The organism is Providencia sp. PROV272, assembly GCF_049901975.1.
Taxonomy (GTDB): domain Bacteria; phylum Pseudomonadota; class Gammaproteobacteria; order Enterobacterales; family Enterobacteriaceae; genus Providencia; species Providencia stuartii.
The window spans coordinates 1,075,039-1,090,217 of sequence record NZ_CP096291.1; the positions used below are offsets into that span (position 1 = coordinate 1,075,039).

At 41.6% G+C, this 15,179-nt stretch carries 15 protein-coding genes and 1 other RNA gene; 11 read left to right on the top strand and 5 right to left on the bottom strand.

What is annotated here, in order from left to right:
• Positions 1–32: 32 nt before the first annotated feature.
• Together M1E93_RS04785 and M1E93_RS04790 are read left to right on the top strand one after the other, a co-directional pair.
• A complete protein-coding gene (locus M1E93_RS04785; RefSeq protein ID WP_004927040.1) occupies positions 33–401 on the top strand; it encodes a ComEA family DNA-binding protein in 369 nt (122 codons plus the stop codon).
• Between the two features lie 208 nt (positions 402–609).
• Positions 610–1,041: an acyl-CoA thioesterase gene (locus M1E93_RS04790; protein ID WP_036941800.1), complete on the top strand. Its 432-nt coding sequence runs from the start codon at positions 610–612 to the stop codon at positions 1,039–1,041.
• Positions 1,042–1,093: 52 nt separating this feature from the next.
• On the opposite strand, the gene queC is transcribed toward M1E93_RS04790, so the two are convergent.
• Entirely contained in the window at positions 1,094–1,792 is a 699-nt protein-coding gene (queC, locus tag M1E93_RS04795; protein ID WP_102780764.1) for a 7-cyano-7-deazaguanine synthase QueC, read from the bottom strand.
• Positions 1,793–1,992: 200 nt separating this feature from the next.
• Between queC and M1E93_RS04800 the strand changes: the two genes are divergently transcribed.
• The 5 genes from M1E93_RS04800 to amtB all read left to right on the top strand — a co-directional run bounded on the left by M1E93_RS04800 (position 1,993) and on the right by amtB (position 7,896).
• A complete protein-coding gene (locus M1E93_RS04800) occupies positions 1,993–2,454 on the top strand; it encodes an Lrp/AsnC family transcriptional regulator (RefSeq protein WP_004927047.1) in 462 nt (153 codons plus the stop codon).
• Positions 2,455–2,543: 89 nt separating this feature from the next.
• Positions 2,544–4,289 carry a SmdA family multidrug ABC transporter permease/ATP-binding protein gene (locus M1E93_RS04805; RefSeq protein WP_004927049.1) on the top strand — a complete coding sequence of 582 codons (1,746 nt, stop codon included), beginning with the start codon at positions 2,544–2,546 and terminating at the stop codon, positions 4,287–4,289.
• Positions 4,286–6,070, top strand: a complete 1,785-nt coding sequence (locus M1E93_RS04810) for a SmdB family multidrug efflux ABC transporter permease/ATP-binding protein (RefSeq protein ID WP_426207155.1) — start codon at positions 4,286–4,288, stop codon at positions 6,068–6,070. The genes M1E93_RS04805 and M1E93_RS04810 overlap by 4 nt, the downstream gene beginning before the upstream one ends.
• Before the next feature lie 193 nt (positions 6,071–6,263).
• Positions 6,264–6,602 (top strand): P-II family nitrogen regulator, encoded by a 339-nt coding sequence (locus M1E93_RS04815; protein WP_004927053.1) that lies wholly within the window; start codon positions 6,264–6,266, stop codon positions 6,600–6,602.
• A 10-nt stretch (positions 6,603–6,612) separates the two neighbouring features.
• Positions 6,613–7,896: an ammonium transporter AmtB gene (amtB, locus tag M1E93_RS04820; protein ID WP_014656764.1), complete on the top strand. Its 1,284-nt coding sequence runs from the start codon at positions 6,613–6,615 to the stop codon at positions 7,894–7,896.
• A gap of 236 nt (positions 7,897–8,132) precedes the next feature.
• Here amtB and tesB read toward each other — a convergent pair whose 3' ends face one another.
• Positions 8,133–8,999 (bottom strand): acyl-CoA thioesterase II, encoded by an 867-nt coding sequence (gene tesB, locus M1E93_RS04825; protein ID WP_426207156.1) that lies wholly within the window; start codon positions 8,997–8,999, stop codon positions 8,133–8,135.
• 322 nt (positions 9,000–9,321) lie between these two features.
• Here tesB and M1E93_RS04830 point away from each other — a divergent pair, with 322 nt between their 5' ends.
• The 3 genes from M1E93_RS04830 (at position 9,322) to M1E93_RS04840 (ending at position 11,337) form a co-directional block, all read left to right on the top strand.
• Positions 9,322–9,780: a YbaY family lipoprotein gene (locus M1E93_RS04830; RefSeq protein ID WP_004927062.1), complete on the top strand. Its 459-nt coding sequence runs from the start codon at positions 9,322–9,324 to the stop codon at positions 9,778–9,780.
• A gap of 132 nt (positions 9,781–9,912) precedes the next feature.
• An RNA gene (gene ffs, locus M1E93_RS04835) (signal recognition particle sRNA small type) lies at positions 9,913–10,009 on the top strand.
• Positions 10,010–10,389: 380 nt separating this feature from the next.
• The gene (locus M1E93_RS04840) at positions 10,390–11,337 is read left to right on the top strand and encodes an IS30 family transposase (protein WP_140035165.1); all 948 of its coding nucleotides are present in this window, start codon (positions 10,390–10,392) and stop codon (positions 11,335–11,337) included.
• A gap of 129 nt (positions 11,338–11,466) precedes the next feature.
• On the opposite strand, the gene M1E93_RS04845 is transcribed toward M1E93_RS04840, so the two are convergent.
• Together M1E93_RS04845 and tomB are read right to left on the bottom strand one after the other, a co-directional pair.
• Positions 11,467–11,670 (bottom strand): HHA domain-containing protein, encoded by a 204-nt coding sequence (locus M1E93_RS04845; protein WP_004927064.1) that lies wholly within the window; start codon positions 11,668–11,670, stop codon positions 11,467–11,469.
• A 79-nt stretch (positions 11,671–11,749) separates the two neighbouring features.
• Entirely contained in the window at positions 11,750–12,118 is a 369-nt protein-coding gene (gene tomB, locus M1E93_RS04850) for an Hha toxicity modulator TomB (RefSeq protein ID WP_004927067.1), read from the bottom strand.
• Between the two features lie 752 nt (positions 12,119–12,870).
• On the opposite strand from tomB, the gene M1E93_RS04855 reads away from it, so the two are divergent.
• Positions 12,871–13,818: an IS30 family transposase gene (locus M1E93_RS04855; RefSeq protein WP_140035165.1), complete on the top strand. Its 948-nt coding sequence runs from the start codon at positions 12,871–12,873 to the stop codon at positions 13,816–13,818.
• On the opposite strand, the gene mltD is transcribed toward M1E93_RS04855, so the two are convergent.
• Positions 13,815–15,104, bottom strand: a complete 1,290-nt coding sequence (gene mltD / locus M1E93_RS04860; protein WP_426207157.1) for a murein transglycosylase D — start codon at positions 15,102–15,104, stop codon at positions 13,815–13,817. The genes M1E93_RS04855 and mltD overlap by 4 nt on opposite strands.
• Positions 15,105–15,179: the final 75 nt, after the last annotated feature.

The following is a 15,179-nucleotide window of genomic DNA, read 5'->3' on the forward strand; positions in this document are numbered from 1 at the left end:
TGTGGCATCTCAATTTAAACAGGAGAACATCAATGACATGGATGAAATTTATAAAGCAATCATTAGGCAGCGCTGCCGTTATTCTGACGATATTAATGTGCTCACAATCGGCGCTAGCAAAAAAAGCAGAAGCTGATAAGCCAGTGGCGGCGGTGGTTAGTAAAAAGCCTAAGGAGGAAAAACCATCGGAGAATTTGAAAGAGACAAATCAAGTGAACATCAACCAAGCGAGTGCCGAAGAGTTAGCGAAAAAGCTTCATGGAATTGGCATACAAAAAGCGAAAGCTATCGTTGAGTATAGGGAGAAGTATGGCGCATTTAATACTCTTGAAAATATTTTGGAAGTACGTGGAATAGGGCCTGCATTTTTAGAGAAAAACAGAGGCAAGCTAGCGCTATAGTGAGCTGTGTGCCCACCTTGTTGTGGGCACTTAATCTTATTTGTGGTGAATGCCAATATTATAGTGTGATCTAAGACGATCCTATTATTGTAATACTTGCCTTGATACATAAAAAATGCGATCAGTATCGAAGAAAATAGAACATTTCAGCAAATAGCATGATTGTTTGTTATATTTTTGTAACGAATAGCAACTGGTCGGAGTAGTTATGGCAACGCAAATTAAAGTACGTGGTTATCATATTGATGTTTTCCAACATGTGAACAACGCACGTTATCTGGAGTTTTATGAATCAGATAGATGGGCTTGTATGGATGAGCACAATTTTCTGGGCTGGGCGCTAAAAAGCCAGCTTGCCATGGTGGCGGTTAATATCAATGTGAACTATTTTCATGGTGCCATACTTGGCGATGAGCTAACAGTGACAACGCGTATTGAAAAAATTGGTACTAAAAGTGCGTTGTGCTATCAGCAAATAACACGCGAAAGGCAAGGTAAGAGAGAAGTGGTGTCAGATGCAAAGGTGACTTTTGTCTTTATTGATTTAGCGCTGAATAAATCCATTAAGATTGAAGGGGAACTGCGCGAAAAACTTGAGTTATTATCCAAAAGCAGTACTGAAGATTTTATTACCGCTTAATCATTAACACCGGAAAGCTGTTAACTCTCCGGTGTGGTTAGCAAGCAAAGTACTAAGCGAGATTAGCGAGTTTTTTTAGAGAAGCTAACACCGACTCTTTATGGCTTAAATAATAGTCCAAGCCTTTACTGCGAAGGTGGCATGCAGCACACTCCCCACAACCGTCACCTTGTATACCATTATAACAAGTCAACGTTTGCTCACGTATGGTTTCTAAATGCCCATAATAGTCTGCAAGTGCCCATGTTTGTGCTTTATCGAGCCACATTAAAGGCGTTTCAAAGCGGATATCTTTTGCTAGCCCAAGGTTTACGGCATGGTTAAGTGCTTTAACAAATTCGTCTCGGCAATCAGGGTAGCCTGAAAAATCGGTTTCACATACGCCTGTGATAACCGCCTCTGCTTGGACTTGGTAAGCGTAGATGGCTGCAAGCGTTAAAAAGAGAATGTTTCTACCCGGAACAAAAGTGCTAGGTAGCCCATTAGTTGCACTTTCGTTATAGTCGGGTACAGGGATATTGTCGCGGGTCAAACTGCTTACGGCTAACTCATTGAGTAGGTTTACATCAAGGATTTTATGCGCGGCTGCACCCAGTGAATGGCTTAGCTTTTGAGCCACTTCAATTTCAAGCCGATGACGTTGTCCATAATCAAAGGTGACACAATGGACTTCATCATACATTTTTAAAGCTTGAATGAGACAAGTCGTCGAGTCTTGACCACCACTGAAGACAACAACAGCACGTTTCATAAACACTTCTCCTACTCAAAAATATAAATACTTAACTGATGGGTCATGGTAATGATGCTAGCGTGTGATGAACAGGGAAATTTTTGTCTTTTTGTGGTTATTGATGAATTATTTATGCTGTCGTAAATCTATTTAGGTAAAATCATTCTATTATATAAAGTCGACAGTGATATTTTTTTATAAATAAAAAGAGAATACCTATGTTAGATAAGATAGATAAAAAGTTGCTTCGCTTGTTGCAAAATGACAGTAGTCTATCTTTAAATGCACTTGCAGAGGCCGTTAACTTGACGTCGACTCCTTGTTGGAAAAGGTTGAAACGCTTGGAGGATGAAGGGTACATTCGCCACCGAGTGACCTTGCTTGATGGGGAAAAATTAGGTCTCGGTCTAACGGTTATTGTTATGATCAAAACGCAACACCATAACAGCGAGTGGTATGAACAATTTGTCTCTTTTGTTAGCCAACTCCCTGAAGTCCTTATGTTTTACCGTATGGCAGGAGAGTATGATTATCTGATGCAAGTCGAAGTCAAAGATATGAAATCCTACGATCTATTTTATAAGAAACTGGTTAATGGCGTTCATGGCCTGATTGATGTAACCTCTAGTTTTGCAATGGAAAAAATCAAGTATACGACAGCGCTACCTATTCCTGATTAGTGTTGTTAGTTCTGCTTTTCTCAATTGTTTTGCATCGTTAGGATGCCACATAATGGCAAATATTAAATCTTATTCAAGGCAGTAACTCAGTGCGATTATTTTCACAATTAAGCTGGTATTTTCTTAGTGAATGGCGGCGCTATGTTGGCGCGGTTTGCTTTCTCATTATTATTGCTATTTTACAGCTTGTTCCTCCACGGCTTGTGGGCGTTGTTGTTGATGGTATTAGCAACCAGACGATGGCTACGAGCCAGCTAGTATCTTATGTCGCCTTGATGTTATTTATCGCTGTCGTTGTGTATGGGCTGCGCTATGTGTGGCGGATTTGGTTATTCGGAGCATCCTATAAGTTAGCCGTACAATTGCGACAAAAATTCTATCGCCAATTAAGCCTACAAAATCAGTCTTTCTATCTACGCTATCGAACGGGGGATTTAATAGCGCGTACAACCAATGATGTTGACCGCGTTGTTTTTGCAGCGGGGGAAGGGGTACTGACGTTTGTTGATTCCTTAGTCATGGGATGTGCGGTATTGATCATGATGAGCGTGGAGATCAGTTGGCAGTTAACGTTATTAGCATTAATTCCTATGCCAATTATGGCACTAGTTATTAAACGCTATGGCGACCAATTACATCATCGTTTCAAACATGCCCAAGGCGCATTTTCATCCCTAAATAATCATGCTCAAGAGAGTTTAACCAGTATTCGCATGATTAAAGCTTTTGGTCTTGAAGATCACCAATCAAACCAATTTGAGCAGGTTGCGACAGAAGCAGGGCGGCGTAATATGCATGTTGCCAGAGTTGATGCACGCTTTGACCCAACCATTTTTATCGCTATCGGTATGGCTAACTTGCTTGCTATTGGCGGTGGCAGTTGGATGGTATTACAAGGAACATTGACGCTCGGTGAACTGACTAGCTTTGTGATGTACTTGGGGCTAATGATTTGGCCTATGCTGGCATTGGCATGGATGTTTAATATCGTAGAGCGTGGTAGTGCTGCTTATAGTCGTATCCGAAGTTTACTTGATGAGCCGCTCGATATTGAAGATGGGCATCAATCACTGGGTGCTGAAAAAGGGGCATTGAGCGCGAGAATTAAAACGTTTAGCTACCCTGAAACAGATAGAGTCGCACTCCACGACATTCAATTTGACCTCAAACCGGGGCAATTTTTAGGACTATGTGGCCCGACAGGTTCAGGGAAATCAACACTTATTACGCTGATCCAGCGCCAATTCGATGTTACTGAAGGCGCGATTTCTTATCAGGGGAAACCGTTACCTGAGATTCGGTTAGATGAGTGGCGAGGTCGTTTAGCCGTTGTTAACCAATCACCTTTTTTATTCTCTGATACGATTGCAGGGAATATCGCATTAGGCAACCCACAAGCCACAGTAGAGCAGATTGAGGAAGCTGCGCGTATTGCTTGCGTACATGATGATATTTTGAGGTTACCTGAAGGCTACCAAACCCAAGTGGGTGAGCGTGGCGTAATGTTGTCTGGTGGGCAAAAACAGCGAATTTCTATTGCGCGCGCTATTTTGCAAAATGCCGAAATTTTAATTTTAGATGATGCGTTATCGGCGGTGGATGGGCAGACTGAATTTACTATTTTACAAAATTTAAGTCGCTGGCGAGAGGGTAAAACATTAATCATTAGTGCACACCGCCTATCTGCGTTAGTCGACGCTGATAATATTCTCGTGTTATCCCAAGGAAGCATTGCGGCGGAAGGTATTCACTCAACGTTATCAGTCCAACCTGGATGGTATAAAGATATGTACCATTATCAACAAATCGAAGCCACTTTGGATGGTGATTTATGAGTCAGAAAAAACCATTGTGGCCAGCGTTAAAACGCTTACTTAGCTATGGCAAAGTTCACCGCGGTACAATGTCGGTTGCCATTGTTATGCTATGGGTCGCTGCTGCGGCTGAAGTCAGTGGGCCTTTGCTGATTAGTTATTTTATTGACAACATGGTGGCTAAGAAACAGATCATCATGCCGTTAACCTTATATTTAGCGGTTGGTTTTGTGTTATTACAGATTGCTGCTGCACTCTTACATTATTATCAAACGATCTTATTTAACAAAGCGGCTGTTGGCGTGGTTCAGGCTTTACGTACCGACGTAATGAACTCAGCATTAAGACAACCATTAAGTGCGTTTGATAAACAACCTGTAGGTCAAATCATTTCCCGTGTTACTAATGATACCGAAGTTATTAAAGACCTATTTGTGATGGTTGTGCCGACAGTCTTCCGTAGTTTAGCGCTAATTTGTGCGATGCTTATCGCGATGTTTACCCTTGAATGGCGCATGGCTTTAGTGGCAGTCATGATTTTTCCAGCCGTGATGGTGGTGATGCTCGTGTATCAACGGCTAAGTACTCCGATTGTGCGCCGCGTTCGTTCTTATCTTGCTGAAATAAATAATGGCTTTAATGAAGTGATCAATGGCATGACAGTGATCCAGCAATTCCGCCAACAAGCTCGGTTTGGCGAGAAAATGTTAGAGGCTAGTCAAGATCACTACCTTGCACGCATGAAGGCATTAAAACTGGATGGGTTATTACTTCGACCTCTGCTTAGCTTGATCTCGGCATCGGTGCTTTGTGGGTTACTGTTATTGTTTGGATTTGATGGTACGAGCACAATTGGTGTTGGGGTTTTATATGCTTTTATCAACTATCTTGGACGTTTAAATGAGCCTCTCATCGAATTGACCTCTCAACAATCTATGTTGCAACAAGCGGTCGTTTCAGGTGAGCGAGTGTTTGAATTAATGGATAGTCCGAAACAAGCTTATGGCAATAATATACAGCCATTACAAAGTGGTGCTATTGATATTCAGGGGTTATCTTTTGCGTATCGTGATGACAAAAAAGTGTTAACGGATATCAATCTTCATATTCCTGAAAATAGCTTTGTTGCTTTAGTTGGTCACACGGGAAGTGGGAAAAGTACCATCGCAAACCTGATTATGGGCTATTACCCTTGGCAGCAAGGGGAGATCCTACTTGATGGACGTTCCTTACACACACTTTCACATCAAGTTTTACGTAATGGGATCGCGATGGTGCAACAGGATCCTGTCGTTCTAGCGGCATCTTTCTTTGATAATGTCGCGTTAGGGCGTGAGATAACCCAAGAAAAAGTTTGGCAGGTTCTCGATGTTGTACAGTTAGCTGAGCATGTCCGATCACTGCCAGAAGGATTAGATTCGCTACTAGGAGAACAGAGGAATACGCTTTCTGTCGGGCAAAGGCAACTACTCGCGATGGCTCGGGTCTTAGTTGCAACACCCAAAATATTAATTCTGGATGAGGCGACAGCCAATATCGATTCAGGTACAGAACAGGCTATTCAAAAAGCACTGCGTATAATCCGCCAAACGACTACACTTGTGGTTATTGCACACCGATTATCCACAATTGTCGATGCCGATCAGGTTGTTGTGCTTCATCGTGGTGCAATTGTTGAAAAAGGTAGTCATACACAGCTACTGCAACAAAAAGGGCGTTATTATCAAATGTATCAGCTTCAACAGGTCGGTGAATCGTTGAATTTGCATGATGATATAGAGCCTGAAGCGTTATTGAATTAGCCTGTTTGCACATTTTTAACGCATCGTCAAAAGGCCACTCGGATGAGTGGCCTTTTCTTTTGCGATGACTATTTGAATTATAAGCATAATTAATTTTGGCATGCTATTTGCTGTTAGTGTAGTTGCAGCCAATGATGATGTTGTCGTACGTCTTTAGCTGGATAGGTAGGGGATCATATTATCCGGAGGGAAAATGAAATATATCATCGCAATTATTAAGCCTTTTAAGTTAGACGAGGTCAGAGAGGCTCTTTCAGATATAGGGATACAAGGCCTTACGATGACTGAAGTGCGTGGTTTTGGGCGGCAAAAAGGACATTCTGAATTATATCGTGGTGCAGAATATACCGTCGACTTCTTACCAAAAGTGCGTCTAGAAATTGCTGTTTCCGATGAATTTGCTGATCTCGTTATTGAGTCAATAGAAAAAGCAGCAAATACAGGGCAAGTAGGTGATGGGAAAATATTTGTATTAGAGCTTGAGCAAGCCATACGTATCCGTACTGGCGAGAAACAAGATGAAGCACTATAGGAGAGTAGCGATGAGTAAACTGTTTCAACGTTTGTGTTGGCTATTTATAGCAAGTTTTCCTGCAAGAGTGTTTGCATCTGATGACGGTGTCGATAAAGCGGATAACGCATTTATGATGGTTTGCACTGCATTAGTCCTATTCATGATCGTTCCGGGTATTGCTTTATTTTATGGCGGGTTACTGAGAAGCAAAAATGTCCTCGCACTGATGGCGCAAACTATGGTTATTTTTGCACTTGTTTCAGTGATTTGGGTCATCTATGGTTACAGTATTTCATTTAGTGAGGGTAATAGCTTTTTTGGGGGATTAAGCCAATTTATGCTCAAGGGTATCAATATTGACAGCTTATCTGCCACCATCCCTCAATTTATTCATGTCGCATTCCAAGGTGCTTTCGCTTGTTTGACGGTTGCGCTGGTGGTTGGTGCATTAGGCGAACGAGTTAAATTTTCTGCAATACTGATATTTACTGTCATTTGGACAACCTTTGCTTATTTGCCTATTGCTCATATGGTGTGGGGAGGAGGACTCCTTGCCCAAGATGGTGCTTTGGACTTTGCTGGAGGCACTGTCGTTCATATTAATGCCGCTGTTGCTGGGCTTGTTGGTGCTTACTTACTTGGAAAGCGCACAGGGTTGGGTAAAGAAGTCATAAAGCCTCACAACTTGCCGATGGTGTTTATGGGTACCGCAATCTTATTTATCGGTTGGTTTGGTTTTAATGCGGGGTCAGCGGGAAGTGCGAATTCCGTCGCGGCCTTGGCATTTATTAATACGGTGGTAGCGGCATCCGGAGCAATACTTTCATGGGTACTTGCTGAATGGATATTTAGGGATAAGCCCTCATTGTTAGGTGCCTGCTCAGGGTGCTTAGCGGGGTTGGTTGGTGTTACACCCGCAGCAGGAACGGTTGGGGTTGCAGGAGCATTAATTATCGGCCTACTTTCAGGTATTGCTGGGTTATGGGGGGTTGTGGTTTTAAAACGTTGGTTAAAAGTTGATGATGTTTGTGATGTCTTTGGTGTTCATGGTGTTTGCGGGGTGGTTGGGTGCTTACTCACGGGGGTGTTTACTTCGGCGGCTCTCGGGGGGATGGGGTATGCAGAAGGTATAACAATGATAAAACAAGTTGGCATTCAGGCGTTTAGCATACTTATTTGTGTTGTTTGGACCTCAATTGTTGCCTACCTTGCATTTTTAATCGCAGATAAGACAACAGGCTTACGTGTTGATGTTGAACAGGAGCGAGAAGGGCTTGATATCACTTATCATGGAGAGAGTGCCTATAATTGATCGAAGCCAAAAAGTGAGTTGGTACTAACATACAAGGAAGTTTATCAAACTAAAGCTGTTCAACACCTACATCTCAATATCTTGATAAACATAATGATAGATGAGTGCGGTCACGATATCCCAAACTAAAGCGAAAATAGTGAATGACCCCCAATAGTTGGATAACCCATTACTGGGGGCGTTTTTTAACTCACAAAATAGTTAGTGAGTACTCGCACTAATTAGCTATAGTTGACTTAGCGAGGCCTTCTTTTACGGATCACCCCTTCTTGAACCGCTGTTGCCACTAAGACCCCTTGTCGGTCATAAATTTGCCCTTTAACAAAGCCTCGTCCTCCTGAAGCGGAAGGGCTTTCAATGGCATAGAGTAACCAATCATCAATTTTAAATAGTCGGTGATACCACATTGAGTGATCGATTGTTGCGACTTGCAAATCTCTCTCCATAAACCCACGGCCATGTGGCTGTAGGGTTGCAGGTAAAAAATTATAGTCAGACGCATAGCCTAATAAGTAGTTGTGTAATGAGGGAATATCAGGCAATTGGCCTTTGGCTTTAAACCAAATATAACGAAAAGGCTCTTGCGGTGGGTTATTAAATGGGCTGTAAAATTGAATAGGCCGAAACTCAAAAGGATTTGGGCGCAAAGCATACTTTTTGACCGACTCGGGCAATTGGGTTGCCAAACGTTGAATGATTTCATCCTGTGATGCCAGTGTCTCTGGTAAAGGGACATCTGGCATGAGGTTCTGGTGATTAAACCCCTCTTCTTGTGCTTGGAAAGAGGCCGTCATAAAAAAGATGGGCTTGCCATGTTGTATTGCGCTGATGCGTCGTGTACTAAAGCTGCCACCATCTCTTAATATTTCGACATCATAGACAATAGGGCGTTGGCTATCACCAGGGCGCAAGAAATAGCTATGGAATGAATTTATTACGCGACCTTCGGGGATAGTCTGTTCCGCTGCGTACATGGCTTGACCAACAACTTGCCCCCCAAATACTTGAGGTAATCCAAGATCTTCACTTTGACCTCGATAAATACCCTCTTCGATTTTTTCCAGCTCCAATAGGCTGATTAAATTTTGCAATTCTGGGCTCATAGCAACCTTGAAAGTTGATTAATATTTATCAGATGCGGGTATTTTCCCATTAATACATAAAAATAGGTAGAGCGTTTTTTGTCTTATCGCTTTTATATATCAATAGTAGAAAGCATGGCTGGCTATGATTTTAAATAGGCGATGACTACCGTTTAGGCCGCTATGTTCAACAGTTGATTACATTTTGATGTTGTTTGTTACATTTTGAAATAATATTTTGTTGGTGAGTATTTTTTAGCTATAATCAATTCGCCTTCAGTAAAAATCACACTCTGATTAGTATAAAAATACTTAACAACAAATTGTTTTTTGGACATTTATTATGAAACTACACCTATGCATAATTGGCTTTGTTCTGCCTGCTTTTTTGGTCGGTTGTGAAGGTAATAATAATAATGTAAAAGAGACGAAGGTTAACAATCACAGCCATAATGCAAAGCAGCATTTAGACACTGACGTCATTAGAGGGCAAGTTGTCATTCCGCAGCAGGTCAAATTGCCTCAGAATGCCGTGATTACAGTAACCTTAGCGGATATTTCAATCGCGGAACTACCTGCGTTGATCTTATCACAAAAATATTATGAGACTTTAGGCAAACAGTCTCCTTTTCCTTTTGAATTAAGCTATCAAAAGAATGAAGTACGTCCAGATGCCCATCTTGCGATGAGAGCGACAGTATCTGTTGATGGTAATATCTTGCTGATTTCCAAAGTAGAAAATCTCTCTACTAGTGATGATACGAGCAAAGAAATTAGGTTAGTTATTGAACCCACCAGTTGATTATTTTTTAATAAATATCATTAATTACGTATTTTGTGCAAGAAATCAGCACTTGGCAGTAGTTTTCTTGCTATTTTAGTTGTCATCAAGCATAATGCCTCCTGCTTTTTAGGAAGCAATCTATGGGGGCTCTGTTGGTTCTCCCGCAACACTAACTTGTTAATTTGGTCAGGTCTGGAAAGAAGCAGCCACAGCAGGAGATGTGTGTGCCGGGATGTCGCTGGCAGGGCCCCCACCCAATTATGAGTTAAGTAACCTATCTGTTTATTTCCCCCCTCTTTCATCTTATAACTTAAGCTAATATTCATTGGCAGATAAAATAGCAAAATCGTAAATTTGAAATGAGTATTATTAATTTTAATGCTATTTTTATAAGATAAAGCGACGATTATTTGTAAGGTTTTATAAATTCTTTATGAATAAGCGTAGCGCTATTGAGAAGTTGTCTAATTATGAATATCCAAAGCTTAATTGGATAAAATACGAGCACGATGGATACATTGTTCGCGAATTCAGATAATAAGTGCAACGCTCGGTCATGTTAGATGGAAGGACGGTTAGCTACTGATAAGCTATCCTGCTCTTCCGACCAAAGATGAGCGAGTAAGTATGAAGTATCAGCAACTAACCGAAGGACAACGATACCAGATATCGATACTGCGTGAGGATAATTTATCCTGCCATGAGATAGGTATCCGTATCGGTGTAAGCAAGTCCACGGTCTCCCGTGAACTGAGGCGTAACACTTCAGATACTGGTTATAACCCACAACAGGCACACCAGAAGTGCTGTGATAGGCGGCTGTCATCTGCCAAAAGGACAATTCCTCAGCAGACCATAGATTTCGTGATATTTGCTCTGGAGTGGAAGTGGAGTCCTGAGCAAATAAGTGCAATTGGCAGCATTATTGGTCTTAGCGTCAGCCATGAATGGATTTACCAGTATATCTATGCGGATAAGCGTAGCGGTGGCGAGTTGTACAGGCATCTTAGGCAGGGCAAACGGCGATATCGTAAGGGCTACGGGCAGAAACGAGGGCGCATCCCTGATGCGGTATCCATTGAGCTACGGCCGTCAGTCGTCGATGACCGTAGCCGTCTGGGGGACTGGGAGGCCGATTTGGTGCAGGGTAAACAGGGCACTGGTGCTATCGTGACACTGGCAGAACGCAAAAGCCGTATTTACCTGACAAAAAAGGTGTTTTCAAAGGATGCGGTGGAAGTCAGTAAGGCCATTATCTCACTGCTGAGTGAGTATCAGGATGTATGTCACACAATAACGTTCGATAACGGTCTAGAGTTTAGTGAGCACAAGGCGATAGCAGAAGCACTGAACGCAGATACGTACTTTGCCCATCCGTATGCCTCGCATGAGCGTGGGCTGAACGAGAATACGAATGGGTTGTTAAGACAGTTTATCCCGAAAGGAACAGACCTGCGGACAGTGACAGAAGAAGACTTACAACGCTATCAGGGAGCGTTGAACAGCAGGCCACGCAAGTGTCTGGGGTTCAGACAACCTTCGGTGGTGTTTGCGGAGCTAAGAAAGGCGGCTTAGCGTTGCACTTCGGACTTGAATCCGCCGTTTACAATGTATAATAATAGAATGAAAGACAATATACACATTAAGCCGATAAAATGAATTATCGGCTATAACCAGTTATTATCTGTGCATATTAATAAGTAGTTACCTAACAAATTTCCAAACCGATGCAGGGATTTTGTCATAAAGTTTATTCATAGTGAGTTCTGCAAGGCGATGGTCAGCAGCTGAATAGAACAATTCTAACTCATCTTCAGAAAGCTCATACTTATTTTTCTCAATAACACGCTCAAGTGTATCGATGGTTGTGCATTTTCTTAAACGCATCAGATAATCAGTTTTGGTCATAATACCCTTTCTTTTATTGATAATTAAAAAAGCTTTATAACATGCTATGTTATAGTTTATATAGCGACGAATAATATCTTTATGTTTTGCTTGCAGGGCACTTTAAATCATCATCAAGTACGGAAACTAGATTTTGATTCATGCTCTGCCAGTCAATAATTTCACTTAGAGTTATTACAGGGCTTCCGAATAAATCATAAGTCTCATCAAGATACTCTTCAACTAATGATATAACGAGATTCTCTTTGGGATATTTTATCTTAAATTGCCACACGAAGGCTGCAATATGTTCAATGAGTTCATTAAGTCTAGCACTTTGTGGTGAACTTAAATCATTGACCCAGTGTGTATTAGTTTTCTGTAAGCTTAACATTGCTTCTCGATTCAAACTGTTACACAAGTATTTTAACTCAGATATATCATAATTTTTGGGTGAATATTCATCCATAATCACCTCCGCAGGCGAGACTAACCTTTGCTATGTGTATTTCTATATCTAAATAATCTAGTACAAACTAAATAAAACACCTTGGTTATTAACATAAGCATTTACTAATCAACGCATTAGGTTATATATACTTTGTAACAAAGTAGGTGTAATTTTTAGAATTATCAATAATTATATCAGTAATATTCAAATACGGGCTAGCAGCGCTAACAGTTTTCGCTGTGCTAATAATATAGCACTTTTATTACATAAGTCACCACCTGACCGCGGTTTTTTTTCAAAAATAAAGCAGGATAAAGGACTTATAGTGCTATTTATATCAATTAAGCGCAGTTTTAAAGGAGTTTTATATCCAATTAGAGATACTTTTCGTTTGTTTACAAAAAATAACGATGATTTTAACTTAAAAACGATATGCAAAATAATTTGAAGAGGTTTTTTTAACAAAATAGAGAAAAGATTAACGGTAATTGAATATGATACCAATATTGATAAGCATAATTAATTTTTAATACCAAATAAGTAATACCTACCGATTAATCGGTAGGTACATGACAGAGACTTATTTTATAAGTAGAGGTTCAATGTGACACCAGGTTTTAGATCTGCCATTTTGACACCTGAATTCCAACTCATTAAATCATTGAGCGCGAATTCAGATAATAAGTGCAACGCTCGGTCATGTTAGATGGAAGGACGGTTAGCTACTGATAAGCTATCCTGCTCTTCCGACCAAAGATGAGCGAGTAAGTATGAAGTATCAGCAACTAACCGAAGGACAACGATACCAGATATCGATACTGCGTGAGGATAATTTATCCTGCCATGAGATAGGTATCCGTATCGGTGTAAGCAAGTCCACGGTCTCCCGTGAACTGAGGCGTAACACTTCAGATACTGGTTATAACCCACAACAGGCACACCAGAAGTGCTGTGATAGGCGGCTGTCATCTGCCAAAAGGACAATTCCTCAGCAGACCATAGATTTCGTGATATTTGCTCTGGAGTGGAAGTGGAGTCCTGAGCAAATAAGTGCAATTGGCAGCATTATTGGTCTTAGCGTCAGCCATGAATGGATTTACCAGTATATCTATGCGGATAAGCGTAGCGGTGGCGAGTTGTACAGGCATCTTAGGCAGGGCAAACGGCGATATCGTAAGGGCTACGGGCAGAAACGAGGGCGCATCCCTGATGCGGTATCCATTGAGCTACGGCCGTCAGTCGTCGATGACCGTAGCCGTCTGGGGGACTGGGAGGCCGATTTGGTGCAGGGTAAACAGGGCACTGGTGCTATCGTGACACTGGCAGAACGCAAAAGCCGTATTTACCTGACAAAAAAGGTGTTTTCAAAGGATGCGGTGGAAGTCAGTAAGGCCATTATCTCACTGCTGAGTGAGTATCAGGATGTATGTCACACAATAACGTTCGATAACGGTCTAGAGTTTAGTGAGCACAAGGCGATAGCAGAAGCACTGAACGCAGATACGTACTTTGCCCATCCGTATGCCTCGCATGAGCGTGGGCTGAACGAGAATACGAATGGGTTGTTAAGACAGTTTATCCCGAAAGGAACAGACCTGCGGACAGTGACAGAAGAAGACTTACAACGCTATCAGGGAGCGTTGAACAGCAGGCCACGCAAGTGTCTGGGGTTCAGACAACCTTCGGTGGTGTTTGCGGAGCTAAGAAAGGCGGCTTAGCGTTGCACTTCGGACTTGAATCCGCCGAGTTTGATCCCATGCCTTTTGGCTATGCTGTAATAAGAGTCACCTTTCTTCACTCTATAAGTTTTGGTTTTACGACTATTGGCAGTAGGGGCTGAACCTTTTATCTTAAGGGTTTGGCCCGGATAGATAGTGGCCGTTTTCATTCCATTAAGCCGCTTTATCTCTTTACTTGTCGTATTGAATTTTTTGGCAATACTTGCAACCGATTCCCCTTTAGCCACTTTATAAGTGAAATTATTGGCGGGTTGGGTTGATCTCTGATGCTGATTTTTAGCCACAGCGAGACGGATATTATCTAAAACAGCTTGGTCAGAAAGTGATACTTTTAATTGCTCCGCTTTTGCTGTCGGTAACATAATATAATGTGGGCCATTAGGTGATGTTACACCACGCTTATAGCCAGAATTATAAATTTTCAGCGACTCTTCCGAAATACCTGTTAGCTCGGCAGCTTGGGTTAATGTAATTTGCTGCCCAACATCGACTTGAGTTAACGCTCTATTTCGGTTACTACGCGGTAATTTAATTTGATATTTTTCAGGTGCTCTTAATATTTGGCTAAGCGCTAATATTTTAGGCACATATTGTTTTGTTTCTTTAGGTAAAGATAACGACCAGAAATCAGTTGGCAACCCAGCTTCTTCATTCTTCTTAATCGCATTCAGTACACAGCCTTCACCGCAGTTATAAGCGGCTAAGGTTAATTCCCAATCATGTCCAAACATGATATTTAAATTTTCGAGCAAATCAAAAGCAGCCTTAGTCGATGTGACTAAGTCACGGCGCTCATCGACCCATTGATCTTGTTTTAAGCCATAAGAGCGTGCGGTGATAGGAACAATTTGCCACAATCCTGCCGCCTGTGCAGGTGAGGTTGCTTTTGGATTGAATGAACTTTCTATGATTGGAATCAGAGCCAATTCCATGGGTAAGTTACGATTATCGATTTCGTCCACGATCCAGTACATATAAGGTTCGGCCCTTAATGTGACGTCGTAGAGAAAACTTTGTTTTGTATAGTAATTACTTGCCTGTTCCCTGATGATAGCATTATCAGGTATATCCATCTTCAGCTCATCACTGATATAACCCCAAAGGTCGTTATCTACCGTTGAGATTTGTCTGCTTGCTGCCTGATTATGTGGAGCAACGGTTTCTATAGTGTGGTTTGCTGAAGACCTGTTCTGCTTGGTTTGTTGAGGCGAAGATTGGCATCCGGCCAGCAGAACAATGGCGATAATAGTCGCTATTGTCTTCATTGTGTCTTGGTTCTTTGTTGTATGTGTAAAAGTCGAACAATAATACTTATCCGACACAAAGAAGACAATAATTAA

Bases quoted from the DNA above. Each gene is read 5' to 3' on its own strand.
- M1E93_RS04785 (WP_004927040.1), top strand. From the start codon at position 33: ATGACATGGATGAAATTTATAAAGCAATCATTAGGCAGCGCTGCCGTT.
- tesB (WP_426207156.1), bottom strand. From the start codon at position 8,999: ATGAGCCCAGAATTGCAAAATTTAATCAGCCTATTGGAGCTGGAAAAA.
- M1E93_RS04845 (WP_004927064.1), bottom strand. From the start codon at position 11,670: ATGACCAAAACTGATTATCTGATGCGTTTAAGAAAATGCACAACCATC.
- M1E93_RS04815 (WP_004927053.1), top strand. From the start codon at position 6,264: ATGAAATATATCATCGCAATTATTAAGCCTTTTAAGTTAGACGAGGTC.
- M1E93_RS04810 (WP_426207155.1), top strand. From the start codon at position 4,286: ATGAGTCAGAAAAAACCATTGTGGCCAGCGTTAAAACGCTTACTTAGC.
- tomB (WP_004927067.1), bottom strand. From the start codon at position 12,118: ATGGATGAATATTCACCCAAAAATTATGATATATCTGAGTTAAAATAC.
- M1E93_RS04840 (WP_140035165.1), top strand. From the start codon at position 10,390: ATGAAGTATCAGCAACTAACCGAAGGACAACGATACCAGATATCGATA.
- M1E93_RS04830 (WP_004927062.1), top strand. From the start codon at position 9,322: ATGAAACTACACCTATGCATAATTGGCTTTGTTCTGCCTGCTTTTTTG.
- mltD (WP_426207157.1), bottom strand. From the start codon at position 15,104: ATGAAGACAATAGCGACTATTATCGCCATTGTTCTGCTGGCCGGATGC.
- M1E93_RS04855 (WP_140035165.1), top strand. From the start codon at position 12,871: ATGAAGTATCAGCAACTAACCGAAGGACAACGATACCAGATATCGATA.
- queC (WP_102780764.1), bottom strand. From the start codon at position 1,792: ATGAAACGTGCTGTTGTTGTCTTCAGTGGTGGTCAAGACTCGACGACT.
- amtB (WP_014656764.1), top strand. From the start codon at position 6,613: ATGAGTAAACTGTTTCAACGTTTGTGTTGGCTATTTATAGCAAGTTTT.
- M1E93_RS04790 (WP_036941800.1), top strand. From the start codon at position 610: ATGGCAACGCAAATTAAAGTACGTGGTTATCATATTGATGTTTTCCAA.
- M1E93_RS04800 (WP_004927047.1), top strand. From the start codon at position 1,993: ATGTTAGATAAGATAGATAAAAAGTTGCTTCGCTTGTTGCAAAATGAC.